Annotated in this window: 24 protein-coding genes; 15 read left to right on the plus strand and 9 right to left on the minus strand. The window is 47.3% G+C overall.

Going from position 1 to position 22,795, the window contains the following annotated elements; all coding sequences use genetic code 11:
* Positions 1 to 38: 38 nt before the first annotated feature.
* The 3 genes from prfA (at position 39) to GWG06_RS08040 (ending at position 2,736) form a co-directional block, all read left to right on the plus strand.
* Positions 39 to 1,103, plus strand: coding sequence for a peptide chain release factor 1 (gene prfA, locus GWG06_RS08030; RefSeq protein ID WP_127038192.1), 1,065 nt, complete (start codon positions 39 to 41; stop codon positions 1,101 to 1,103).
* Between the two features lie 147 nt (positions 1,104 to 1,250).
* Positions 1,251 to 1,844, plus strand: a complete 594-nt coding sequence (locus tag GWG06_RS08035) for a hypothetical protein (RefSeq protein ID WP_160712456.1) — start codon at positions 1,251 to 1,253, stop codon at positions 1,842 to 1,844.
* Positions 1,845 to 2,055: 211 nt separating this feature from the next.
* Positions 2,056 to 2,736, plus strand: a complete 681-nt coding sequence (locus tag GWG06_RS08040; protein WP_160712458.1) for a YiaD family glycine zipper/OmpA-like lipoprotein — start codon at positions 2,056 to 2,058, stop codon at positions 2,734 to 2,736.
* Positions 2,737 to 2,799: 63 nt separating this feature from the next.
* On the opposite strand, the gene GWG06_RS08045 is transcribed toward GWG06_RS08040, so the two are convergent.
* The 4 genes from GWG06_RS08045 to GWG06_RS08060 form a co-directional block, all read right to left on the minus strand.
* Entirely contained in the window at positions 2,800 to 3,195 is a 396-nt protein-coding gene (locus GWG06_RS08045) for a VanZ family protein (RefSeq protein ID WP_158631326.1), read from the minus strand.
* A 125-nt stretch (positions 3,196 to 3,320) separates the two neighbouring features.
* Positions 3,321 to 3,701: a glycine cleavage system protein GcvH gene (gcvH, locus tag GWG06_RS08050; protein WP_160712460.1), complete on the minus strand. Its 381-nt coding sequence runs from the start codon at positions 3,699 to 3,701 to the stop codon at positions 3,321 to 3,323.
* A 71-nt stretch (positions 3,702 to 3,772) separates the two neighbouring features.
* A complete protein-coding gene (locus GWG06_RS08055; protein ID WP_160712462.1) occupies positions 3,773 to 4,435 on the minus strand; it encodes a peptidylprolyl isomerase in 663 nt (220 codons plus the stop codon).
* Positions 4,436 to 4,442: 7 nt separating this feature from the next.
* On the minus strand, positions 4,443 to 4,781 hold the full coding sequence (locus GWG06_RS08060) for a hypothetical protein (protein WP_127035019.1): 339 nt from the start codon (positions 4,779 to 4,781) through the stop codon (positions 4,443 to 4,445).
* A 249-nt stretch (positions 4,782 to 5,030) separates the two neighbouring features.
* On the opposite strand from GWG06_RS08060, the gene GWG06_RS08065 reads away from it, so the two are divergent.
* From GWG06_RS08065 to rsgA, 5 genes are all read left to right on the plus strand, one after another.
* Complete coding sequence (locus GWG06_RS08065; protein WP_127035017.1) at positions 5,031 to 6,032, plus strand: AAA family ATPase; 1,002 nt, start codon at positions 5,031 to 5,033, stop codon at positions 6,030 to 6,032.
* A gap of 11 nt (positions 6,033 to 6,043) precedes the next feature.
* Complete coding sequence (locus GWG06_RS08070; RefSeq protein WP_235938212.1) at positions 6,044 to 6,913, plus strand: DUF58 domain-containing protein; 870 nt, start codon at positions 6,044 to 6,046, stop codon at positions 6,911 to 6,913.
* Between the two features lie 72 nt (positions 6,914 to 6,985).
* Complete coding sequence (locus GWG06_RS08075; RefSeq protein WP_160712464.1) at positions 6,986 to 7,930, plus strand: hypothetical protein; 945 nt, start codon at positions 6,986 to 6,988, stop codon at positions 7,928 to 7,930.
* Between the two features lie 41 nt (positions 7,931 to 7,971).
* Positions 7,972 to 8,982, plus strand: coding sequence for a vWA domain-containing protein (locus tag GWG06_RS08080; protein ID WP_202182975.1), 1,011 nt, complete (start codon positions 7,972 to 7,974; stop codon positions 8,980 to 8,982).
* A gap of 235 nt (positions 8,983 to 9,217) precedes the next feature.
* Positions 9,218 to 10,153 carry a ribosome small subunit-dependent GTPase A gene (gene rsgA, locus GWG06_RS08085; RefSeq protein WP_160712466.1) on the plus strand — a complete coding sequence of 312 codons (936 nt, stop codon included), beginning with the start codon at positions 9,218 to 9,220 and terminating at the stop codon, positions 10,151 to 10,153.
* A gap of 1 nt (position 10,154) precedes the next feature.
* Here the strand turns inward: rsgA and GWG06_RS08090 are convergent, their stop codons facing one another.
* Genes GWG06_RS08090 through GWG06_RS08100 form a run of 3 tightly spaced genes read right to left on the minus strand, consistent with a single transcriptional unit; the run spans position 10,155 to position 11,041 of the window.
* On the minus strand, positions 10,155 to 10,298 hold the full coding sequence (locus tag GWG06_RS08090; protein WP_158631325.1) for a hypothetical protein: 144 nt from the start codon (positions 10,296 to 10,298) through the stop codon (positions 10,155 to 10,157).
* Between the two features lie 11 nt (positions 10,299 to 10,309).
* Positions 10,310 to 10,462: a hypothetical protein gene (locus GWG06_RS08095; protein ID WP_158631324.1), complete on the minus strand. Its 153-nt coding sequence runs from the start codon at positions 10,460 to 10,462 to the stop codon at positions 10,310 to 10,312.
* A gap of 45 nt (positions 10,463 to 10,507) precedes the next feature.
* On the minus strand, positions 10,508 to 11,041 hold the full coding sequence (locus tag GWG06_RS08100) for a gamma carbonic anhydrase family protein (RefSeq protein WP_127035011.1): 534 nt from the start codon (positions 11,039 to 11,041) through the stop codon (positions 10,508 to 10,510).
* A 93-nt stretch (positions 11,042 to 11,134) separates the two neighbouring features.
* Between GWG06_RS08100 and GWG06_RS08105 the strand changes: the two genes are divergently transcribed.
* Complete coding sequence (locus tag GWG06_RS08105; RefSeq protein WP_160712468.1) at positions 11,135 to 12,316, plus strand: aspartate aminotransferase family protein; 1,182 nt, start codon at positions 11,135 to 11,137, stop codon at positions 12,314 to 12,316.
* A 131-nt stretch (positions 12,317 to 12,447) separates the two neighbouring features.
* Here GWG06_RS08105 and GWG06_RS08110 read toward each other — a convergent pair whose 3' ends face one another.
* Positions 12,448 to 14,955: a DUF5686 family protein gene (locus GWG06_RS08110; RefSeq protein ID WP_235938242.1), complete on the minus strand. Its 2,508-nt coding sequence runs from the start codon at positions 14,953 to 14,955 to the stop codon at positions 12,448 to 12,450.
* Between the two features lie 136 nt (positions 14,956 to 15,091).
* Here GWG06_RS08110 and GWG06_RS08115 point away from each other — a divergent pair, with 136 nt between their 5' ends.
* The 5 genes from GWG06_RS08115 to GWG06_RS08135 are packed head-to-tail and all read left to right on the plus strand — an operon-like array spanning position 15,092 to position 18,505.
* Positions 15,092 to 15,733: a hypothetical protein gene (locus tag GWG06_RS08115; protein ID WP_160712470.1), complete on the plus strand. Its 642-nt coding sequence runs from the start codon at positions 15,092 to 15,094 to the stop codon at positions 15,731 to 15,733.
* A gap of 5 nt (positions 15,734 to 15,738) precedes the next feature.
* Entirely contained in the window at positions 15,739 to 16,035 is a 297-nt protein-coding gene (locus GWG06_RS08120) for a winged helix-turn-helix domain-containing protein (protein WP_127035003.1), read from the plus strand.
* A gap of 51 nt (positions 16,036 to 16,086) precedes the next feature.
* Positions 16,087 to 17,409, plus strand: coding sequence for a cell envelope integrity protein CreD (gene creD / locus GWG06_RS08125; RefSeq protein ID WP_160712472.1), 1,323 nt, complete (start codon positions 16,087 to 16,089; stop codon positions 17,407 to 17,409).
* An 8-nt stretch (positions 17,410 to 17,417) separates the two neighbouring features.
* Complete coding sequence (locus tag GWG06_RS08130) at positions 17,418 to 17,780, plus strand: diacylglycerol kinase family protein (RefSeq protein ID WP_160712474.1); 363 nt, start codon at positions 17,418 to 17,420, stop codon at positions 17,778 to 17,780.
* A 47-nt stretch (positions 17,781 to 17,827) separates the two neighbouring features.
* A complete protein-coding gene (locus tag GWG06_RS08135) occupies positions 17,828 to 18,505 on the plus strand; it encodes a DUF1361 domain-containing protein (RefSeq protein WP_127034997.1) in 678 nt (225 codons plus the stop codon).
* A 173-nt stretch (positions 18,506 to 18,678) separates the two neighbouring features.
* Here the strand turns inward: GWG06_RS08135 and GWG06_RS08140 are convergent, their stop codons facing one another.
* Positions 18,679 to 21,903: a hypothetical protein gene (locus GWG06_RS08140; RefSeq protein WP_235938215.1), complete on the minus strand. Its 3,225-nt coding sequence runs from the start codon at positions 21,901 to 21,903 to the stop codon at positions 18,679 to 18,681.
* 249 nt (positions 21,904 to 22,152) lie between these two features.
* Between GWG06_RS08140 and GWG06_RS08145 the strand changes: the two genes are divergently transcribed.
* A complete protein-coding gene (locus GWG06_RS08145; protein ID WP_160712476.1) occupies positions 22,153 to 22,794 on the plus strand; it encodes an MBL fold metallo-hydrolase in 642 nt (213 codons plus the stop codon).
* Position 22,795 lies beyond the last annotated feature (1 nt).

Genomic DNA, 22,795 nt, shown 5'->3' on the forward strand with positions numbered 1-22,795 from the left:
TCCCGGTGAGGGAGGATACTCAAAAGTCAAAGATAATTATGATAGACAAACTGGAAGCTATAAAAGGCCGTTTTGAACAGGTATCGCTGGCCCTTACCAACCCCGAAGTGGTAAGTGATAACAAAAAATTTGGTCAGCTTAGCAAAGAATACCGGCAGCTGGAGAAGATTGTAAAGGCGTACGACGCCTACCGCAACCTGCTGGACAATATTGCATTTAACAAAGAAGTGCTTGACAGCGGCGATGAAGAAATGCGCGAGCTGGCAAAATCTGAAACAGAAGCATTGCAGGAGCAGAAAGCCGAACAGGAAGAAGCTATCCGCAATCTGCTGATACCAAAGGATCCGCAGGATGAAAAGAATGCGATCCTGGAGATCCGCGCCGGTACCGGTGGCGACGAGGCCAGTCTCTTCGCCGGCGATCTGATGCGTATGTATCTCCGCTATTGCGAGCTGAAAGGCTGGTCTACCAGCCTGCTCAGCGAAAACCCAGGTTCTGCCGGCGGTTTCAAGGAGGTGGTGATTGAGGTAAGCGGCGATGATGTATACGGTACCCTGAAGTTTGAATCAGGCGTACACCGCGTACAACGTGTGCCGGCAACGGAAGCCTCCGGAAGGGTGCATACTTCTGCCGCTACGGTGGCCGTGCTGCCGGAAGCCGACGACGTGGATGTGGATGTCCGCGAAGCAGATATTAAAATGGATACCTTCCGCTCTTCCGGTGCAGGGGGCCAGCACGTAAACAAAACAGAGTCCGCGGTGAGGCTCACGCACATCCCTACCGGCGTGGTAGTGGAGTGTCAGGAAGGCCGCAGCCAGCACTCTAACCGTGAAATAGCCATGAAGATGTTACGTACACGCATATACGAAGCGGCTGTGCGTAAGCATGAAGACGCCATCGCTTCCAAGCGTAAGAGTCTGGTATCTACCGGCGACCGCTCCGCTAAAATACGCACCTACAACTACCCGCAGGGACGTGTAACAGATCACCGCATCGGGATGACGGTTTATAACCTGGATGCCTTTATGAACGGAGAGATCAAGGATATGGTGGATGCGCTGCAGTTTGCAGAGAATGCGGAAAAGCTGAAACAAGGCAACTAATCAGTTCATATAATTGCATAGAAAAGGGAAGCGGCAACGCTTTCCTTTTTTTGTGCTTTACAAATCCGTAACGCGGAATTTCCTCAAATAATCCTACATTTAATTACGACCACTACAATAATCCTTCCTTTAAAATCCATATCAATTATGTTAGAGCAATTAATGGAACTTGTTCGGGAAAATGCACAGGAAACAGTTGTTAACAACCCTGCGGTGCCCAATGAAAAGAATGAAGCTGTTATCTCTGCCGCTACGGAATCTATTGCCGGCGGGCTGCAGCAGGAACTGGCCAACGGAAATACTGAAGGCGTGCTGGCCTTACTCGGCGGCGGCGTTAACAGTGGCGGTTCTCCGCAGGGCAATGCCCTGGTAGGAAATATTTCCGGCAATTTCATCGACACACTTTTACAGAAATTCAATCTGGATAAAGCTACTGCCACACAGCTGGCATCATCGCTGATTCCAACGGTTTTAAGCTCCCTGGGCAGTAAAACGGCTGATCCCGGAAACAGCAGCTTCAGCCTGAACAATATTCTCAATTCCCTGACAGGCGGCTCCGCACAGGGCCTCAACCTGAACGGTATTCTGGGAAAACTGGGCGGCGGCCTTGATAAAGACGGCGACGGGGATGTGGACCTCAATGATCTTAAAAGTCTTTTATCCAACGGAGCACAGCAGCAGCAAAAAGACCGCGAAGCAGAAGGCGGTATCGGTGGTATGCTGAAAAACCTTTTAGGCTAAACAGTTGTTCTATGCATACCAGTACAGTAGTCATATATATAATATGATGAATGTAAGGTGGTTGATAAGAATTTTTTATCTTCTGTTTATTTGTACTAATCAAGTAGTTATGGAATAAAAATGAAACTGGCAAAATATTTGTTTACCAGTTTTCAATTACTTTTGTCATCCCAATTATTATATAATAACCTTCATGTTTAAAATTATTAAGATGAAAAGATTGAACGTTCTGGTAGCCCTGGTTTTGTCAGCAACCATGTTATTCAGCTGTAGCACCTGGCAGAGCATGGATAATACTAAAAAAGGAGCTGCCATCGGCGTAGGTGGTGGAGCTGCTGCGGGCGCCGTTATTGGTAAAGTAGCAGGTAACACTGCATTAGGTGCAATTATCGGTGCGGCTTTAGGTGGTGCCGGTGGTGCTTTGATCGGTAAGAAAATGGATAAACAGGCGCAGGAAATCAAAAATGAAATTCCGAATGCAACTGTAGAACGTGTGGGTGAAGGTATCAATGTAACTTTTGATGCCAACGTATTATTCGGGTTTGACAAATCTGATTTATCTGCTACTTCACAGCAGGCTATTTCTCAGCTGGCACAGGTGCTGAATAAATATCCTGACACTTATGTACGTGTGGAAGGCCATACAGACGACAGAGGTACAGATGCTTACAACATGGGTTTATCTGAAAGAAGAACCAATGCTGTAGTGGCATTCCTGAAAGGACAGGGTGTTGCAGCCAATCGTATCCAGGGTTTCTGGTATGGTGAAAGCCAGCCCAGATACACCAACGAAACAGAAGAAGGCCGTGCTAAAAACCGTCGTGTTGAATTCTCTATTTTCGCCAACGACAAAATGAAGGTTGATGCGAGGAAAGAAGCAGGTCAGCAATAAAATATTTAGTACATATTTCTCATAAGCAGATATATATTCCCCCCTGGTTCCAGGGGGGATTTTTTATGCATCATCTTTCTTAAAGAACAGGCGTACAGCCACTTTGAATGCAATAACACCTGCAATGGCGCCCAGGGTATCCGCCAGCACATCCATCATATCAAAGCTGCGGTCAATAGCCCAGTACTTCTGAATATATTCAATGGCCAGGCCGTAGCAGGCAGCCATCAGTACAAACATGAACAGGGTAAGTCCGGAAATATATTTCCGTTGCCAGTAGACCCCCAGGCTCATCAGCAATACAATACCGCCAAACAATCCGAAATGTACAATTTTATCGAAGTGGATTTTCTGCAGAAAAGAAGTGGTAGGAACATCTTTACCGGGTAAAGTACAGAGTATAAAGATCAATATGACCCAAATAGTTGCGGGGATATAATATTTCCAGATTTTCATCATCCTGCCGTTATATTGTTTAATATGGTTCCGCTGAAAACGTCCTTTCAGTAAAAAGGACAACAGGCGTGCCATTTATCAAGCAGCCTATTGTCCTTGTAATATATTTGGGAAGATTGTTGGCGTAATTATTCGGCTATCAGCTTCTGGTATGCTGCAGCATCTAACAGTGCGTTAACGTCAGCCGGATTCTTAACGGTCATTTTTACCATCCAGCCTTCGCCATATGGATCTTCGTTTACCAGTTCCGGAGAGCCTTCCAGTTCCGGGTTAATTTCCTTGATGGTACCGGCAACGGGAAGGAACAGGTCAGATACTGTTTTCACAGCCTCTACGGTGCCGAATACTTCTTCTGCTTCCAGGGATTTGCCGACAGTAGGAATATCAACAAAAACGATGTCGCCTAATTCGCGCTGAGCAAATTCAGTTATACCGATGGTTGCTGTGTTACCCTCTAATAAAACCCATTCGTGGTCTTTGGTGTAACGCAGATTTGACGGAAAATTCATATAAGTTTGGTTTTGAGCCGTAAAAATACAAATCATTTAGTTAATTCCTGATTTTCAATTAATTTCCTTTGCTAGAAAAATAACCATTTTCTTACTACTCTTATTTTCATGGGTACATCCTGCAGGGGCCTGTCACGGGAGTCTGTTTTCATGGCGGCGATTTTATCAATCACCTCCAGCCCTTTGATGACCTGTCCGAATACGGTATAGCGCTGATCCAGGTGCGGGGAGCCGCCAACGGTTTTGTAGACCTCCCGTTGATCCACGGGGATTTTGCGGCCGCCAAGCCTTGTCTGCTCCACTACATCGAGTTGTTCATCAGTAAAAACCTTACCCTGTACAATATAGAACTGGCATCCGGAAGAGGCTTTTGTGGGGTTGTCATCCCGTGCCGCGCCCAGTGCGCCTTTGCGATGATATAGATCCAGCCGGAATTCAGCCGGAATGGTATACCCTACCTCGCCGTTACCCAGTGTATCTCCTGGTTTGGCGCGCCTGGAATCCGGATCGCCGCCCTGTATCATAAACTGTTTGATAACACGGTGAAACAGGGTGCTGTCAAAGAAATGCCGGCGACTGAGTTTAACAAAGTTATCACGATGCAGGGGCGTCTGGTCATACAGGCGGATCACCATTACTCCGTAGGGGGTGATCACTTTTATCTTTCTGTTTTTGGCAGCGGCCACCACGGCGATCGTCAGCAGTAATGTGCCCAGGAGTAGTATTTTTTTCATAGGGTAATCAGGCTTCTTCGTCGTCAGTAAAGTAAGCAATAACATGTTCCTTGAGGAACTGTTCCTGTTCTGCCAGGCCAAATTTAGGCACCGGCTGCAGTTCTTTGAAATGGGGCCATCCGTCTGCATCATAGCCATCCAGCTCGTAGTAACCGCTCTGGCTGAGCAGGGTGCATACGGCTATATGCATGAGGTCCTGTTTCTGTTCTTTGGTATATTTTTTCTTCAGGTTGTTGAGTTCATTAACGCCGATCAGGAAAAGTATTGCTTCCATATTGGGCGTTTTTCCAAAGCGTTCGGTAAGCATGGCTTCTACCGGCTTCCATCTCTTCTCAAAATCATCCATGGTATATGTGGTTTTAAATTATTGTAAACAGATAATTGCAGCTGTAACTGCCCGGCAAATGTACGTTATACGGAAAAATATTATATAAATAAGCGGGGCTTTCTTATTTTGGGTTTCATCTTTATGCGGTAATTGTCTGAAGATGAGCCACGGTAGCAAGTTTAACAGCATTTTAACGGGCTTTCACATATTGATAAGTTTTATTTGACAAGAGAATGTTTATTTTAGCACACTTGAAAAACAAACAGCATGGAAAATACATCGTCCGATATCCGGCAACTAAATGAAAAAATTCACCAGGCAAGTGCTTTCGTAGATCTCCTGAGTATGGAGCTGGGAAAAGTGATTGTGGGGCAGAAATACATGGTGGAAAGATTGCTCATCGGCTTGCTGGCACAGGGTCACGTACTGTTGGAAGGGGTGCCCGGTCTGGCAAAAACATTATCTATCAAATCGCTGTCTTCAGCTATTAACGCTAAATTCAGCCGTATTCAGTTTACGCCCGACTTATTACCGGCGGATGTGGTAGGTACCATGATTTACAATCAGCAGAAGAATGAATTTGTAGTACGCAGAGGGCCTATCTTCGCCAACTTTATCCTGGCAGATGAGATCAACCGTGCCCCGGCCAAAGTACAGAGCGCCCTGCTGGAGGCTATGCAGGAAAGACAAATCACCATTGGCGACAGTACCTTCAAACTGGATGATCCGTTCCTGGTACTGGCTACACAGAACCCGATTGAACAGGAAGGAACCTATACCCTGCCCGAAGCGCAGGTAGACCGTTTCATGCTGAAAGTGGTGATCGGCTACCCTACTAGGGAAGAAGAAAGACATATCATCCGTCAGAACCTCAATCCGGAGGCTTCTTCACCTATCCGTCCCATTATCCAGCCGTCCGATATTATTGAGGCCCGGAAACTGGTACGCGAAGTATACATGGATGAGAAAATTGAAAAATATATCATCGATATCGTTTTTGCTACCCGTAATCCGGAAGAATACAAACTGCAGAAACTGAAACCACTTATCTCCTACGGCGGCTCGCCAAGGGCCAGCATCAACCTGGCGCTGGCAGCCAAAGCATACGCCTTCATGAAACGCAGAGGCTATGTGATTCCGGAAGATGTACGCAGTATATGCTTTGACGTTATGCGCCACCGTGTGGGCCTGACCTACGAAGCAGAAGCTGAAAACGTAACCAGCGAAAACATACTCAGCGAAATCCTGAACGCCGTTGAAGTACCATAAGAGCTAAATTTATGATGGATACTGCTGAAATATTAAAAAAGGTAAGACAGATAGAAATCAAGACGAAAGGGCTTACCAATCATATTTTTGCGGGCGAATATCATAGCGCCTTCAAAGGCCGTGGTATGTCGTTCAGCGAAGTGAGGGATTATCATTTCGGGGACGATGTACGTTCTATCGACTGGAACGTGACTGCACGTTTCAATCACCCGTTTGTAAAGGTTTTTGAAGAAGAAAGAGAACTGACGGTAATGCTGCTGGTAGATATGAGCGAATCATCCGCTTTCGGTACCAAAAAGCAGGACAAGCGCAGCCTGATTACCGAATTGTGTGCTGTGCTGGCTTTTTCTGCCATCAAAAATAACGATAAGGTAGGTGTTATCTTCTTCAGCGACGGCATGGAAAAATACATTCCACCGAAAAAAGGTAAGTCACACATCCTGTTTATCATCAGGGAGCTGCTATCGTATACGCCTAAACGAAAAGGAACAAATATCAAGGAAACACTGCGCTTCTTCAATAATGCCACGAAGAAACGCAGCATTGTATTTGTACTGAGTGATTTCCTGTCCGCCAACTACCAGGATGCCCTGAACATCGCCGCCAAACGGCACGATGTGGTGGGGGTACAGGTATATGACCAGCGCGACCGGGAACTGCCGCCGGTAGGGCTTATACAGGTAGCTGATGCGGAAACCGGCGCCACACAATGGGTGGATACCGCCGATCGCAGAGTAAGGCAATATTATGAACAACAGTTCCTGCAGCATGCGCAATACTGCAAAAATGCTTTTATGAAAAGCGGAGCAGAACTGGTCACCATCCGTACGGACGAAGACTATGTAAAAGCCTTGCAGACATTTTTCCTGAACAGGGCATAAGTATTAAAGGAGAGCAAAATTAACATGTATAAACAGCAAGTTATAAGGCGTATATTTTTATGTTTTTTTATTGTGCTATTGCTGCCAATATCCCTGCTGGCACAGCAGAAGATAGAAGCCGTGGCAGGCGCTGATACCACCAGTATCAGAATCGGCGAGCAGGTGAAAGTACAGCTGCGCGCCACCATCCCGGCCGCACAGTTCAATAAACCGGCATTCAGGATACTGTTTCCCGTATTATCTGACTCCCTGGAACATTTTGAAGTAATAGCACGCAGCGCTGTAGATACCACCACCCAACAGGACCTTAAAATTCTTCGTCAGACATTTACCGTTACCAGCTTCGATTCCGGCCATTGGGAATTTCCGCCCATGAAAGTAGAGGTGTATGGTGCTACCGACGCCAGCAGCTTCGATACCCTGACCACCTACCCGCTCGGCATAGATGTGAATACCGTAGCCGTAGATACCACCAAAGCCTTTAAGCCGATTAAAACCGTACAGACCGTTCCCTGGAATATCTGGGATTACTGGATGTATATTGCCGGCGGCGCCGCGGTAGTATTGCTTGCGCTGGGCCTGTGGCTCTATTTCCGCAAGCGGCCGAAGAAAGTACCTGAAGTGAAACTGCCGCTGGTTACGCCTTACGACCTGGCCCGGCAGCAACTGAAAGCATTAAAGGAAGAAAAACTCTGGCAACAGGGTGATATCAAACAATATTATACCCGGCTTACCGATATCCTGCGTGCCTACTTTGAACATCAGTTCGGCATTGCCGCCCTGGAACAAACTTCAGAAGAGCTGCTGCAGAATATTAAACCGGTAACCAAATTAAATCAGCAACGCGATAAGCTGCGCGCCTTACTGGCTATAGCCGACCTGGCAAAATTCGCCAAACTGCAGCCCACTGCTGATGAGCATGAGGACTGTATGCAGAAAGCGGAAGAAATCCTGGAGTGGACAAGACCGAAGGAAGAACCAGCCAATGCATCAGCAAACGAAAAGCCTGCCGTATAGCAGGATTTCGTGATTTATTATTCGTAACCAGTAATTAAGTAATGGATTTTTCAGCGTGGAAAAATATTGAATTTGCCTACCCGGTTTTCTTCTGGCTGTTATTGCTGATACCGGTGATGATATACTGGCACTTTGCCCGGCGTAAACGGGTGCAGAGCGTAATGATGGTATCATCCATAGAAGGGCTGAAAGGCCTGCCCGTATCCTGGAAAGTGCGTTTCCGGCCACTACTGCTGGCGCTGCGCTTCCTGGCCATGGCAGCGCTCATCACCGCCCTGGCAAGACCACAGACCTCCAACACCTCCGAAAATATCGACAGCGAAGGGATAGACATTGTGATGGCCATAGATATTTCCGGTAGTATGCTCGCAGAAGACCTGCAACCCAACAGGATGGAGGCTGCCAAAAAAGTAGCCATGGAATTCGTGGACAAACGTATCAGCGACCGCATCGGGCTGGTCGTGTTTTCCGGCGAAAGCTTCACCCAATGCCCTATCACCACCGATCATGCCGTACTGAAAAATCAGATCATGCAGGTGAAAAGCGGTATGCTGCAGGACGGTACCGCCATCGGTATGGGCCTCGCCACTTCGGTGGATCGCCTGCGTAACAGCCACGCTAAAAGTAAAGTAATCATCTTACTGACAGACGGCGTTAACAATACCGGCCTGGTAGATCCGCTCACCGCGCTGGAAATAGCCAAAGCATTCAAAATACGTGTGTATACGATCGGTGTCGGTACCATCGGGAAAGCGCCTTTCCCCATGCCTATGCCTGATGGCAGCGTACAGACAGTCATGCAGGACGTTCAGATCGATGAGCCCCTGATGAAGAAAATATCCAAGGAAACCGGCGGTCAGTACTTCCGTGCTACCAGCACCAGCGACCTGAAGAATGTCTACAGCGAAATCGATAAACTGGAAAAAACAAAAGTAGAAATCACCTCCTATAAACGCTTTGCCGAACACTTCTTCCTCCTGGCCATGATAGCCCTGGGCTGCATCCTCCTGGAAGTAGTGCTGCGCTACTCCCTCTTCAGAAGCCTTCCTTAATTTGGTTATTTTATTATTTTGTTATTTGAGATTTGATTGATTGATTTTGGGATTTTGGAATTTATTAAATGCAGCAAAGATCTTCGCGTATCTCTTCGCTGCATTTAATAAATTCCAAAATCTCAAAATTCCAAAATCCAAAATTCCAAATCCGTCAATCAAATAACCAAATCTCAAATAACCAAATGATTAAATGAAATGGTGTTATCTTTGGTGGGATTAAATATCCGGACTATTGCAAGCAACAGTATATAAATCAACGGGCAGCTGGTATGTGGTGAAAACAGCCACTGGTGAAACTTTTCAGGCGAGGATGAAGGGTATATTCAAGAAGAATGAAGATATTACCTCCACCAATCCTATTGCTGTAGGGGATTTTGTAGAGATAGAGCCGGATGACAGCGATGCCAGCGCCAAGAATGCCATGATTACTGGTATTGGAGAGCGCAGGAATTATATTGTGCGTAGCTCTCCTCATGGAAAAAACAAGAAGCATATTGTAGCGGCGAATCTGGACCAGGCGGTATTGGTGTGTACCATTAAGGACCCACGTACTTCCCTGGGCTTTATAGACCGTTTTCTGGTTACTGCTGCAGCCTATCATATTCCGGTGATACTGGTATTCAATAAAAAGGATTTGTACCGGGATAAGGAGATGGAAAAGTATGAAGAGGTAGCTGCCTTATACAGCAGTATCGGTTACAGGGTGATGCTGGTGTCCGCCAGTACCAGCGAAGGGGTGGAAGAGGTGAAGGAAGCCCTGAAAGATAAAACCACGCTGATGTCCGGTCATTCGGGGGTAGGTAAATCTTCCCTGATAAATGATTTGTTACCGGGGCTGGACCTGAAGACCACCGCGGTCAGCGGCTGGAGCGGCAAAGGGTTGCATACTACCACCTTTGCTGAGATGTATGACCTGCCGGATGGCGGCCAGCTGATAGATACTCCTGGTGTGCGGGAGTTTGGTATTGTAGATATTCCCAAAACAGAATTATCCCACTATTTCCTGGAGATGCAGCCTTATATCTCCGAATGTCAGTTCAATAACTGTCTGCACCTCAATGAGCCGGGATGCGCCGTAAAAGCGGCGGTAGAAGCCGGTGACATTGACGTGGACAGGTACGTGAGCTATGCAGCCATGCTGGATACTATCCAGGAGGAGCAATATTGATTTAGTTTTTCGGTTTCCCCAGTTCGTCCAGGACTTTTTCTGCGCCCCAGTTGCGGCGGGGTTGCGGGCATCCTTTTTTCTGGGTGCGGCAGGCAGTCAGGCACAGGGCAGCGAGCAATGCTGCTACAGCAATGTATTTGCGCATGGCACAGGGTTTTAGAATAAACGGGTCATTTGTTTTCCGGCACGGCGGTTAGATTTGTTGAGGTCTTTCTTGTTGTAACTGGTGGCCGGACAGCCGGTTTTCTGGGAAGCGCACCCCGGCAACAGGATACAGCCCAGGAGGAGCAGGCAAATAAACGTTTTCATAGAAGGGATATTTGCCTGCAATATAATCTTTTTTCTTAACGCGAATTACTTCGTTTCTCCCCCATCTTCACCGTACCAGGAAGCATACATGTTGTAGTTTTTGGAGATGCGGTTGATTTCTCCCTTAATCAGCGCTACATCAATATCTTTCACTTTTTTAGCGGGAACGCCTGCATAAATACTGCCGGGTTCAACATGGGTTTCGCTCAGTACCACTGCGCCTGCAGCAATAATGCTGTTGCTGCTCACATGTGCATTGTCCATAACAATAGCGCCCATACCTATCAGTACATCGTCGTCAATAGTGCAGCCGTGCAGTATAGCGTTGTGGCCGATAGATACGTTATTGCCCACAATAGTTTTGGATTTTTGGTAGGTACAGTGGATAACGGCGCCATCCTGCACATTAACATTGTCGCCCAGACGGATGCTGTTTACATCGCCACGCACCACAGCATTGAACCAAACGGTGCATCCTTTGCCCATCACCACATCGCCTACAATAGTAGCGTTGGGTGCAATAAAACAGTCATCGGCGATTTGTGGAGTAATTCCTCTTAAAGGTATGATATGCGGCATAACAGTTTGTTTTAGATACTAGTGTTTACAAATATAACAATTACTAATTAGCAGTTGTTTTCTAACTTCGCAAAGAACAGAGCAGCAAGTGATATGAATAACAGGCAACTTTTTCTGCAGCACGTAGCGCAGACTTCCGATGCACCGCTCGCATTGGAGATAGTGAAAGCGGAAGGCATGTATATGTGGGATGCAGGCGGTAAACAATACCTGGACCTGATTGCAGGTATCAGCGTATGTAATGTAGGGCATTGTCATCCTGCAGTGGTAAAGGCCATTCAGGAGCAGGCGCAGCAATACATGCACCTGCTGGTATATGGGGAATTTGTGCAGTCTCCGCAGGTAGCTTTTGCTACTGCCTTGTCCGGGCATCTTCCGGAAAATCTGAGTACGGTATATTTCACCAATTCCGGCGCGGAAGCTGTAGAAGGCGCCATGAAACTGGCCAAAAGATATACGGGAAGAACTGAAATAGCCGCCTTTAACCGCGCCTATCATGGTTCTACTCAGGGGGCACTCAGCATCCTCGGCGACGAGTACTGGCGCAATGCCTACCGGCCACTGTTGCCGGGCATTCACCACCTGGAATATAACGACTTCCGTTCCCTGGATGCCATTACTGATAAAACCGCAGCCGTTATTGCTGAAAGCATTCAGGGAGAAGGCGGTGTTATTGTACCCCAACCGGAATGGATACACGCCCTGCGGGAAAAATGTACTGCCACCGGCACCCTGCTGATACTTGATGAAATCCAGTGCGGACTTGGCAGAAACGGCACGCTGTGGGCATTTGAGCAGCTGGGCATTATACCCGATATTTTATTGCTGGGTAAGGCGCTGGGCGGTGGCATGCCGTTAGGTGCATTTATCTCTTCCCATGATATTATGTGGTCGCTGACCAACAATCCCGTTCTGGGACATATCACTACCTTCGGCGGCCATCCGGTGAACTGCGCAGCCGGCCTGGCAGGCTTCAATGCCTTGCTGGAAGCAGACATCATTAAAGACGTAAAATCAAAAGAACAGCTGTTCCTGCAGCATCTCAAACATCCCGCCATCAAGGCGGTGCGCTCTAAAGGCCTGATGATGGCCGTAGAACTGGAGAATTTTGCTGTCAACAAAAAAACAATAGACTACTGCATTGAACACGGCATATTAACAGACTGGTTCCTGTTTGCTCCGGAATGTATGCGTATTGCGCCGCCATTGATAATTACAGCGGAAGAAATTATCAAAGCGTGTAAGGTGATTTGTGACGGACTTGATAAAGGGTAGAAATAATTACGAATTGCGAATTGCGAATTACGAATGAGGAGCGAAGATATAGGCGGATAAAGAATTTACTTCTTCGCTTATGTCTTCGCTCCTCATTCGTAATTCGCAATTCGTAATTCGTAATTCGCAGCCTAAAATTGTAGTTTAAAGCTGCCAAAAACACCAAAACGTTTACTAAACGGATCTTCCGGCAGTACGTCCGGTGCTACGCGCCAGATGAAGTCTACACGCAGGAATTTGAAGATGTTTTCTATACCGGTACCTACTTCCAGGTACGGGTTGCCTTCCAGGGTTCTGAAAGTATATCCTTTATTGAGATTAAGTGTCTGATTGGCGGGTGAAAGGGAGCCGACCACGCCTTTGGCTGTCCAGAACTGGCGCCATTTCAGCTTTTTGATCAGCGGAATGTAGCCGAAGATACCGTTGCCGATGGTGTGTTCTACGTTGAATCCTGCGTATTGGTCGCTGAGGAATTCGAAACGGTTCATCATATTGAACGCGTATTTGTTGTAGTAGTAGATTTCGTTGCCGGGGTGCACTTCCAGGGAAGTGTAGGGAACGGTGCCGAAAATCTTGCCGCCAAATACGTTGTAGTAGAGGGAGCCGAAGGGCGGAATTTTGACGTAGTCGGATACGCTGAGGGAAGCCCGCTGATAAGTCTGGCCACTGTTGCCGATACCGGGAATACCTGCTGCCAGCTTGAGTTCTGCAATAGGGAACTTGCTGCCCAGGCTGATGCGGTAATAGTTACCTTCCAGGAACTGTTCCTGGAAAGCCCAGCGCAGCTTCAGTTCTACTTCGGTAGTAGTAAGCGGATCGCGGCCGTTGGATTCCTTCGGGAACATATCTGCCTGCGGCAATGGTTCGTAGGGCCTCGCCTTCTTATGTATCAGTGACACCTGGTGAGAGAAGCCGCTGTAATATTCTTTATAAAATTCCACGCGTTGTTCCTCTATCATGAGGAACTTCTGCGGAATACCGTTTTTACGGATCGCGAGTGTGAAGATGTTGTCTGTACCTACTTCATCGTAGTAGTGGGAGCCGTTATCCAGGTCTTTCGTATAGGCGCCGTAGACATACATGCGCGGATGTCTTTTCAGGAGCCACAGGGCCGACATTTTGCCTTTATATACCTGGTCTTTGAACCCGTAGGCAAGGTAGCCGTAGAGGTACAGGTCTTTATTGAATTTGGGTGTTGTTCCGAGATCGAGGCGCAGCCTGAATCCTTCCAGCCGGTTTTGGGAAAACAGGTAATAGTAAGGCCCCCACTCTATGGGTCCGAAAGGTTTGTAACCGGTGGCGAGGAAGCGGATGGTATTGGAATATTTCTGGAACAGGGGCATCCTTTGCAGGGTGTCCACCATTTTGTAGATGCCCAGCTCATTTTTGCTGAGGGTATCCGGGCGGTTGTCCTGCCAGAAGGACTCCTTGCGTATCCGGGCGCTATCCATCACCACTACTGCTTCAGGATATTTTTTATTGCTGAAGATGTTGGTAACAGCGGTATCGTTGGTGAGAACGTTATCGTAAGCAGTGGTCTTACGGCCTATGAATTCGAATGTTTTGCCGGGACGCGGACTGGGCGCCCAGAAGTCGGCAATAAACTTATCCTTGTAAAGGAACCAGCTGCTGTCCGGCAGCTGATGAAATTCCTGTACCATGCTTACCCGGTGTACGAAGTTCAGGTTAGCATCTCTGGGAACTGATAACGTAGTTTTCTGTACGGCGTAGGTGGTGTCATGCACCCATATGTCGCCGATAAAGGTATTTTCTCCTCTCCGTTTAGGCGTAAAGTTTAGCTTTATAAACCGTTGCCCGCTGACGTACTGGGTATCTGCAATTTTATAATCGTAATAGAAGGCGCCGTTGTTGTGTATCGGGCTTACAAACTGTTTATCGAAAACAGGGATGAAGTTATTGTACACATTTATGTTCTGATACATGCCTCCCAGGAATTTGGTCACGCTTTCGTTATCAATACCGGAGGTGCGGGCGGCTTTGATGATTTCCTTTGTTTTGCGCGGACTTGACTGGAAGTAGTAATCGGATAAAGATTCTGTCAGGAAGATGGGCAGAAAGGGTTTATCTTCCGAAGTGCTGTCTATATTATTCAGTATGAAGGCAAAGGGCTTGGTAAATCTGTTCCTGGATAATTTTTCCCGGTTCAGGTTTTTCATATCCAGCTCCAGTTTGTTGTATACCTCATACTTGTAATTGTCGAGGCGGTTGTAGTTATTTTCGGGTTTACGTTTAACGATCTGTTTCAGGAGAATGAGCGCCCAGTTAACATTGGCCTTGATTTCGTATGTTTTCAGGGAAACGTCTGAGCGGGTTACTTCAAAGTTGATTACCTGTTCTTTCAGGGTCCTGTCAACCGGCATTTTGAGAATGGTATATCCCATTACCCTTACCAGTAATGAATCTGCAGGGATGACATTTAATTCGAATAAAAATTTTCCTTCAGCGTTGCTGACCATGCCCGTCTGGGTACGGTCAAACTGAAGTGTGGCGAAAGGTATGATTTCCTGTGAGTGCGCATCCCGGACTATTCCGCTTATCTTGAACTGCTGCGCTTTCAATGTTGTGCAACTAACGCTTACGCCTATAATGATTGCTAATATTCTTTTCCAGCCAAACATATCTGACAACAATATTAGATTATTTACGCCTAATCTGTATATCCGGTTTCCTGTAGGTAACGCAGTTATAACAAAAAATTATATTTTGAAATGAAATTAATTTTAGTAGCTTTGTATTGCAAAGTGCTTTTTTAGTATGACAGACCAACAACATCTGCAGACATTAACTGACATCAAGCGAATGATGGAACGCAGCAGCCGGTTCATTTCCCTCAGCGGACTGAGTGGGGTATCGGCGGGCATCAGCGCGCTGGCCGGCGCGTGGCTGGCGCACAGCTGGATTGTGGGCTATTACAACAGCTGGAATGCATCAGGGGTGTTTGATGAGGGCGCTTTTGTACAGTTAAAATTCAGGCTGATAATACTGGCGTTTTGTGTGATGGCGGCGGCGCTGGCCGGCGGCTTGTTTTTTACCTGGCGCAGGGCGCGGCGCAATCATCTGCCCATCTGGGATGTAACCAGCCGTAATGTACTGGTGAATGTATGTATCCCGCTGGCTGCAGGAGGCGCTTTCATTGCCGGGTTGCTGTATAATCATCTGGAAACGCTGGTGGCTCCTACCTGTCTGGTGTTTTATGGCCTGGCGCTGATCAATGGCAGCAAGTATACATTGCCTGACGTACGTTACCTGGGAATCTGTGAAACAGTGTTGGGGATAGTTAATCTTTTCTTTTTGCGTAAAGGCATTTATTTTTGGGCTGTGGGGTTTGGTGTGCTGCATATCATTTACGGCGTATTAATGTGGTGGAAATATGAAAGAAAAGGAAGTTTTCAATAGATAACATGAATCCAATCGGGAACTTAAACAAGATTTTTGAAAGTCGTATACGCCTGGGCGTTATGAGTATACTGATGGTGAACAGCGAGGTCAACTTCAACGACCTGAAGCAAATGCTGGAAGTGACAGACGGTAACCTGGCTTCTCACCTCAATACCCTCGAAGAAAACGGCTATATCAAGGTTTACAAGGGTTTTATCGGTCGTAAAACCAATACTACCTATGCTATTACCACTTCCGGCGAGAAAGCTTTCAAAGGGCATCTCACGGCACTGGAGCATATGATCAGATTCACAAAATAATTTTTTTTGTCTTTATACTTTGAAATACAAAGTACTTTTAAAAATAACAAAATGGAAACATCCACTCCCAACCACCCTTCTTTTCTGGAGCGCTATGGCTACGCAATCAAAGCCATCATCATTATCATCATGACACTGGTATTACTGATTCCTACGACGATGATCCAGGAGATGATATACGAACGAAAAGGCCGTCAGCAGGAAGTGACGGAAGAAGTCAGCAACCGCTGGAGCCGTGAACAGGTGTTGACCGGGCCTGTACTGGCCATCCCCTACCGGTCCGAGTACAGCGCTTCCACCTCCTACCTCTACCTGCTTCCGGAGCAGCTGAAAGTAAACGGCGAACTGTTACCTGAACAATTGAAGCGGAGCATCTTCAGCGTAGCCGTATACGATGCCAAACTGCAGCTGAGCGGCTCCTTCTCTATGGCCGCCCTTACCAAATCAGGCGTACCGCCATCCGACCTGAAGTGGGACCAGGCGGCCATTCTTATCGGTATATCCGACCTGCGCGGTATCGACAACCAGGTACAGATGCAATGGAACGGCAAATCATATCCGTTCAGCCCCGGTGTTGTCAGCGAAGACCTGTTTAAAAGCGGTATACAATCGCCGGTATCCATTAACCCGGCAGACACTAACGCGCTGGCAGGTACCTTCTCCGTACAGCTGGGACTGAAAGGATCAGGAAGAATCAGCTTCTCCCCGGTAGGAAAAACCACTATGGTGAATCTCAGCTCCAGCTGGACAGATCCCAGCTTCGATGAGGCATTTCCCCCCAAAAAACGCCGCGTAGATGCCAAAGGATTCAGCGCCTTCTGGGAAATTCAGGACCTGAACCGCAATTACCCGCAATGCTGGTCAGGTAACAAATACAATATTCACAGTGCAGACTTCGGCATTAAACTTTTCATGCCTGCCGGAGGATACCAGCAATCTACCCGTGCCATCAAATATGCTATCCTCGTTATCGGATTAACTTTTATCATCTTTTACTTTATAGAACTGTCACAACGCCGGTCTATTCATCCATTGCAGTATGCCCTCATCGGGTTGGCGCTCTGTATTTTTTATTCACTGCTGTTATCCATTTCAGAACAGCTTAACTTTATGACGGCCTACATTATCTCCAGTGTACTGACCATCGGGCTGATTTCGCTGTACGCCGCCAGCGCCTATAAGAGCAGCCGTATAGCTGCAGGAATAGGTGGTACCTTGGCACTGCTGTACGGATTTATTTATGTAATCATCAGCGCCGAAGATCAGTCACTCCTGATGGGTAGTCTGGGCCTCTTCCTGATACTGGCGGCTATCATGTACTTCAGCCGCAATATCAAATGGGATAGATTATCTAACGCGAAAACAGAAAACTAATATCCATCATGGGAAACTCATATATCAGCAGACGGATAGCCAGCTTCGGATATGCTTTCAGCGGAATAGCCGCATTTCTCCGCAGCGAACCACATGCACGCATACACGCACTGGCAACAGTGATAGTAGTGGCTGCCGGCTGCTGGTATAAATTATCTGCACCGGAATGGACAGGTATCATCATGGTGATTACCCTGGTGTGGATTACTGAAATGATGAACACCGTTGTTGAAAAAATAATGGACCACCTCTCACCTGATCATCACCCGAAAGTGAAGTGGATCAAAGACGTAGCCGCCGGTGCAGTGCTGATTGCCGCCATCGCAGCCGCCATCACAGGCGCCATCATATTTATTCCGCATATCCTGTAATTAACTTTTATTCCTATGCCTTTACACACTTAAAAACAAGAAGCACCATGCGCCTGAAGAGTATCATTCGTTTAATGCGGCAACGCATAAGCCGCCACCAGCAAGACTATACACTCTATGCCTCTGTATTGTTCAGCCTGTCCCTCCTGGCCGTTCGTATAGCCCATACCGGTAGTTACCTCCGTATATCCCTGGTATGGAATCTTTTCCTGGCTTACATCCCCTTCGCCATCACCCGCAGAATGGAAAGGAATCCTGCCGAAATAAAAAACCGGTATACCTGGTACAGCTACTTCATCGTATGGCTGCTCTTCATCCCCAACTCACCCTATATTCTCACTGATCTCTTTCACCTGTTCGACGGCGGCGTACCGCTCTGGTTCGATTTGTTTGTTATCTTCTCTTTCGCCTGGAACGGCATGATGCTGGGATACATTTCTATCCGCAGCATGGAAAACCTCTGGCGCACCCGTCATACCCGCTGGCCCGCATGGCTCTTCACCTTCCCGGTAATGCTACTATGCGGTATGGGCGTATATATCGGAAGATACCTCCGCTATAACAGCTGGGACGTAGTAAAAGACCCGCTTACCCTCCTGGGAGATATGAGAGATATTCTGCTACACCCCATAGAAAATAAAAGCGCCTGGGCCTTCACCATCTGCATGGGCATATTTTTGAGCCTGATGTACCCGTTGGTGAAGGTACAGGTTGGGAAAGATTAAATTTTAATCTTTAATTACGAATTGCGAATTACGAATTGCGAATGTAACCCGAAGATAAAAGCGAAGAACCCGTTTGGTATTACTCCAAACGGGTCCTTCGCTTTTATAAATAGTGATTGATCTTCGCTTTTATCTTCGGGTTACATTCGTAATTCGCAATTTGTAATTCGTAATTAAAAATCAACCCCCATTCCAAAATACCATATCGGGCTGCCGCGGAAGAACGCTACTGCAGGCCAGCCGGCGTCTACGCGGAGGAAGTAGCCAGCTATGGTGGTGCGTGCGCCGAAGCCGTACCCGCCAAGGAAAGGTCCGAGTATACCTTCTTTGATGCGGGTAGTTACGATGTCGTTGTCGTTGTATTCGCCGTAGTTGGCATCTTTAAACCGCAGCTTTTCGTTCCAGGCTGTACCGATATCGATGAAGGAGGTTACCTGGAAGTTACGCAGGAAGGCGGAGTTAATGGGTTTGTCTATGAAGGTGGCGAATACCGGTAAACGCAGTTCCGTATTCAGGAGCATCACATTGTTACCGTTCCTGGCGTTCTGTTTGTAACCACGCAGGTTTTCGGATAATGTCTGGAATGCATAGTTGGTATTCAGGTTTACTTTGGTAGCTGTATTAATCTGCGGATTCAGCCAGTTGTCTACACCACCGAGGAAGTAGATCAGCTTGCGGGAACCCCAGGACAGGTCTGCGGAGAAGCGGGTAGCCCAGATGAAGTTGCGGTATATTTTTTTGTAGTGACGTACATCGATACCCATGTTGTAGGTAAAGCGTCCGTTGGCCGCAGCGGCATTAGGGTTGGTGAGTTCGTTCAGTCCGCCGTTGGTGAGCTGTGCATTGATTTCTCCGTAGATCTTATAGCGTGTACCATTCCAGATATTGATAGCCGGATTGATGGTGTTATCATATACATATTCCAGGCGGCCGAGTGCATAGGTTTCGCTGTAGGTTCTGCTCATGAGCGATGGCTTGTTCCAGGCCTGCGCATAGGCTTTATCCGTACGGATACCTGCCTGTAAACGGATGCTTCTGACCTGGTCAAAAGGATAACGTATTTCTCCCTGATACAGGTTGGTAATCAGTTTCACCGGTGCGGTGAAATCGCCGGTGAGCGTATCACGTACGGTCAGCGTGAGGTTTTTATCCACTTTGCGGTAGTACGTGAATTTATAGTCGAAACGTTTCTTCAGGTAAGAAGTGCTGAAGAAGTACTCAGATCCCTGCAGGGAAGACGGAATACGGAAGCCGCCGCTGAATTTGATGTCTTCAAACAGATCGCTGACGCCTATACGGATTAACCCGTTTACCGGGTCGGTGAGGCGTATGGGAGCAGTCGGCTGACCGGTAAACGGCTGGTACCTGTTAATCAGTACCGAGTTATCGAGTTGCAGGATCAGGTAGTCTGACTGGAATTTCCATTTATACGGGAACAGTTTGGATTTCTTCAGCACGGGTTCTTCTTTCTTTTTCTCAAAGAAAGAGGACGGCATATTGCCGGTTACCGCATGGCTGCTGGTATCTGCCGGTTCATTACCAAATTCATTCTGAAAGAAGTTGGGTGTGGTGGAAGTATCCTTTGGTATGGTATTATAGGTAGGAATGCCCATCCGGAGGCTGTCAGCCCGCATTTCGGCCTTTCTGAAATTGGTGGGGCGCGCGGTCACATTTCTTTTCTTGAGCACGTTGGTATCTACCTTCAGTTTCATCAGTCGTTTGATGTCTGCATAGGCCACTACTTCAGATACTTCGCCCTGTTCTCCGGTGATCCGGGATTCCTGTATACCGTAAGGGTAGTTGGAGATCGGGAAAGTATAGGTGGAGTCGTTGGTGATGACAACCGCCTGCACGGAGTCCGGCGCGGTGGAGCCATAGGCGGCCAGTGCGGAATCCAGTTCTTCTTTTTCAGGATTATGCAGTATTTCAGATCCTACGAAGAAGAGGGAGTCTACCCCTGCATTCTGAGAATGGAAGAAGCCTGCATAACGGTTACGGATACCGTTGGCATCAGACACGAAAGTGAAATGGGTGGTGTTATACTGCATAGGGAGCCGTGCGTCGCCATATTTCATACTGGTCAGCTGTGTGATCTGTTTTTCACTGGACTTGTTCCAGTTATCCACCATGAAGATATTGAACGGCCGGTTGGGCAGGGAGGTATCGGAGCCTCTGCCTTTAGGGCCGGGTCTGTTAGAGGAGTAGATGATGCCGCTTTTTCCGGGGAATGCAGCAAAGGAAGGATCCAGGTCATCATACACATCGTTGGTGATCTGTTCTGTTTTGGAGTTGCTGATGCTGTAGGTGAAAATGTCTGTATGGCCATTTTTGATAGCAGACAGCAGCAGGGTGTTTTCCTGTACAGGCATGTATTTGAAGTCCACCACACGGTCAAACTGATGAAGGTCCTGACGTATAGTCGTGCGGGTTACCAGATCGTAGATGAGCAGTTTGGTTTTGCCTTCGTGCTCATATACCACGGCGAGGCGGTTACCTTTGGTATTCCAGGCCATGAGCGGATAGTTGGGATCAACCTGGTTGGCGAGCTGCATAACGCCGCTGCGCAGCAGTACTTTGGGTTTATTCCATCCCAGCTGTATCTGTACGCGGTATACGCCCTTTTTGAATTCAACAACGGCGTAGGAGTTATTTTTCGGGTTGGCATTGAAGCGGTAGTAGTCGGATTTTCCGATTTCCTGTGCCACAATGGTGCGGCCTTTTGCAGAAGTCTTTCTTCTGCGGTTATCTTCTGAAAATCTTTTCTGATAAAATACAAAGAAGTCCTGGGTGGCTTTTTTCGGCGTCTGGTTCAGCACCTGTTCAAATCCTTTTTTGAGGCCGCGGTTAATACGGGTGATATACATGAGGTAGGGCACCGCATCTTTTCCGTATTTGCTCTCCACATAGTACCAGAAGGCTTCTCCGGCCAGCAGTGGCTTATCGTAGGCCAGCTGGTTGAAGTTGCTGTATTTACCGGACATGATGATGGATTTCAGTTCTTCATCTTTTTTAGCGTTCCAGTTTTCAGCAGCATAGCCGATAAATCCGTCTGTAAACCATTTGGGGAAATCTATCAGTGCGGCATTACCGGCAAATTCACCTATATCTTCCCCGAACAACAGGGTTTCCAGCAGAATGCGGGCAATACCCTGGCGTATCTGCCGGTGCAGGTTTTCGTGGTTGCCATCAAAGTAAACGATCATTTTGTTACCTACCAGTTTGGTAACGCCGCCGGTGTTCTGCCAGTCAACACCGATCCCGATATTGGACTGTTTCATTTCCCCGAAGCTGTTATAGACCACAATATTAATACGCTGGCGGGGATTTGTTTCCATGAACTGTTCTATCTGCGGCAGCTCTTTTTCCGCTACCTGCAGCACATATTTACCAAGTTCCATTCCGTTCTGGCTGAAATAGGTATTAAAATGGCGGCTTTGGTAATATCTCCACTTGAAATTCTTGAACTGTACACGATTTTGGCCGAACTCGACTGTATTGGTTTGGGCTTGCGAAACTATCGTTCCGAGTAATAGGATCGTTCCAAGTGATAGGGTACCGCGGAATAATAACCTGGTAAAAAATCTGTTCATACAGAAAGTATTGATAATATTGTGATCTGTTTAAAATTAGGTAAAAATCAGGTAACAATGATCGAAATCCAACAATTCACTTTTGGCCCCCTGCAGGAAAACACCTACCTGCTTATTAACGGAAAAAAGGAATGTATAATTATAGACCCGGGATGTTATTTTCAGGACGAAAGAAAAGAATTATTACAATATATACAAACGGAAGGATTAAATGTTACAAGATTGCTGAATACGCACTGTCACTTTGATCACATCTTCGGAAACAAGCTGGTAGCGGATACCTATAATGTTCGTCCGGAGATTCATGAGAAAGATCAGGTTGTGCTGGATAATTCGCAGGCTGTAGGCGTCATGTATAATCTGCCGTTCGACCCCTCTCCTATGCCGGGTCGCTACCTGCAGGAAGGCGAGAAGATCGCTTTCGGCGAACATGAGCTGGAGGTGTTGTTTACACCCGGCCACTCCCCCGGAAGCGTATCGTTTTACTGTGCAGATCAGCGTTTCGTGATTGGCGGCGATGTGCTTTTCTATCAGAGCATAGGCCGTACCGACCTGCCCGGCGGCAGCCATATGACGCTGCTGCGCAGCATCCGGGAACAGTTGTTTGTACTGCCGGACGACGTACGGGTATTCCCCGGCCACGGTCCCGCCACCACGGTAGGTTTTGAGAAGAAGTACAATCCATTCCTGACGGAATAGG

Source organism: Chitinophaga solisilvae (assembly GCF_009928525.1).
GTDB classification, from domain to species: Bacteria; Bacteroidota; Bacteroidia; order Chitinophagales; family Chitinophagaceae; genus Chitinophaga; species Chitinophaga solisilvae.

Bases quoted from the DNA above. Each gene is read 5' to 3' on its own strand.
- GWG06_RS08070 (WP_235938212.1), top strand. From the start codon at position 6,044: ATGATGGATACTGCTGAAATATTAAAAAAGGTAAGACAGATAGAAATC.
- creD (WP_160712472.1), top strand. From the start codon at position 16,087: ATGGAAACATCCACTCCCAACCACCCTTCTTTTCTGGAGCGCTATGGC.
- GWG06_RS08090 (WP_158631325.1), bottom strand. From the start codon at position 10,298: ATGCGCAAATACATTGCTGTAGCAGCATTGCTCGCTGCCCTGTGCCTG.
- prfA (WP_127038192.1), top strand. From the start codon at position 39: ATGATAGACAAACTGGAAGCTATAAAAGGCCGTTTTGAACAGGTATCG.
- GWG06_RS08140 (WP_235938215.1), bottom strand. From the start codon at position 21,903: ATGGAACTTGGTAAATATGTGCTGCAGGTAGCGGAAAAAGAGCTGCCG.
- GWG06_RS08045 (WP_158631326.1), bottom strand. From the start codon at position 3,195: ATGATGAAAATCTGGAAATATTATATCCCCGCAACTATTTGGGTCATA.
- GWG06_RS08130 (WP_160712474.1), top strand. From the start codon at position 17,418: ATGGGAAACTCATATATCAGCAGACGGATAGCCAGCTTCGGATATGCT.
- gcvH (WP_160712460.1), bottom strand. From the start codon at position 3,701: ATGAATTTTCCGTCAAATCTGCGTTACACCAAAGACCACGAATGGGTT.
- GWG06_RS08115 (WP_160712470.1), top strand. From the start codon at position 15,092: ATGACAGACCAACAACATCTGCAGACATTAACTGACATCAAGCGAATG.
- GWG06_RS08040 (WP_160712458.1), top strand. From the start codon at position 2,056: ATGAAAAGATTGAACGTTCTGGTAGCCCTGGTTTTGTCAGCAACCATG.
- GWG06_RS08100 (WP_127035011.1), bottom strand. From the start codon at position 11,041: ATGCCGCATATCATACCTTTAAGAGGAATTACTCCACAAATCGCCGAT.
- GWG06_RS08110 (WP_235938242.1), bottom strand. From the start codon at position 14,955: ATGTTTGGCTGGAAAAGAATATTAGCAATCATTATAGGCGTAAGCGTT.
- GWG06_RS08105 (WP_160712468.1), top strand. From the start codon at position 11,135: ATGAATAACAGGCAACTTTTTCTGCAGCACGTAGCGCAGACTTCCGAT.
- GWG06_RS08060 (WP_127035019.1), bottom strand. From the start codon at position 4,781: ATGGATGATTTTGAGAAGAGATGGAAGCCGGTAGAAGCCATGCTTACC.
- GWG06_RS08095 (WP_158631324.1), bottom strand. From the start codon at position 10,462: ATGAAAACGTTTATTTGCCTGCTCCTCCTGGGCTGTATCCTGTTGCCG.
- GWG06_RS08065 (WP_127035017.1), top strand. From the start codon at position 5,031: ATGGAAAATACATCGTCCGATATCCGGCAACTAAATGAAAAAATTCAC.
- GWG06_RS08135 (WP_127034997.1), top strand. From the start codon at position 17,828: ATGCGCCTGAAGAGTATCATTCGTTTAATGCGGCAACGCATAAGCCGC.
- GWG06_RS08055 (WP_160712462.1), bottom strand. From the start codon at position 4,435: ATGAAAAAAATACTACTCCTGGGCACATTACTGCTGACGATCGCCGTG.
- GWG06_RS08145 (WP_160712476.1), top strand. From the start codon at position 22,153: ATGATCGAAATCCAACAATTCACTTTTGGCCCCCTGCAGGAAAACACC.
- GWG06_RS08080 (WP_202182975.1), top strand. From the start codon at position 7,972: ATGGATTTTTCAGCGTGGAAAAATATTGAATTTGCCTACCCGGTTTTC.
- GWG06_RS08035 (WP_160712456.1), top strand. From the start codon at position 1,251: ATGTTAGAGCAATTAATGGAACTTGTTCGGGAAAATGCACAGGAAACA.
- GWG06_RS08120 (WP_127035003.1), top strand. From the start codon at position 15,739: ATGAATCCAATCGGGAACTTAAACAAGATTTTTGAAAGTCGTATACGC.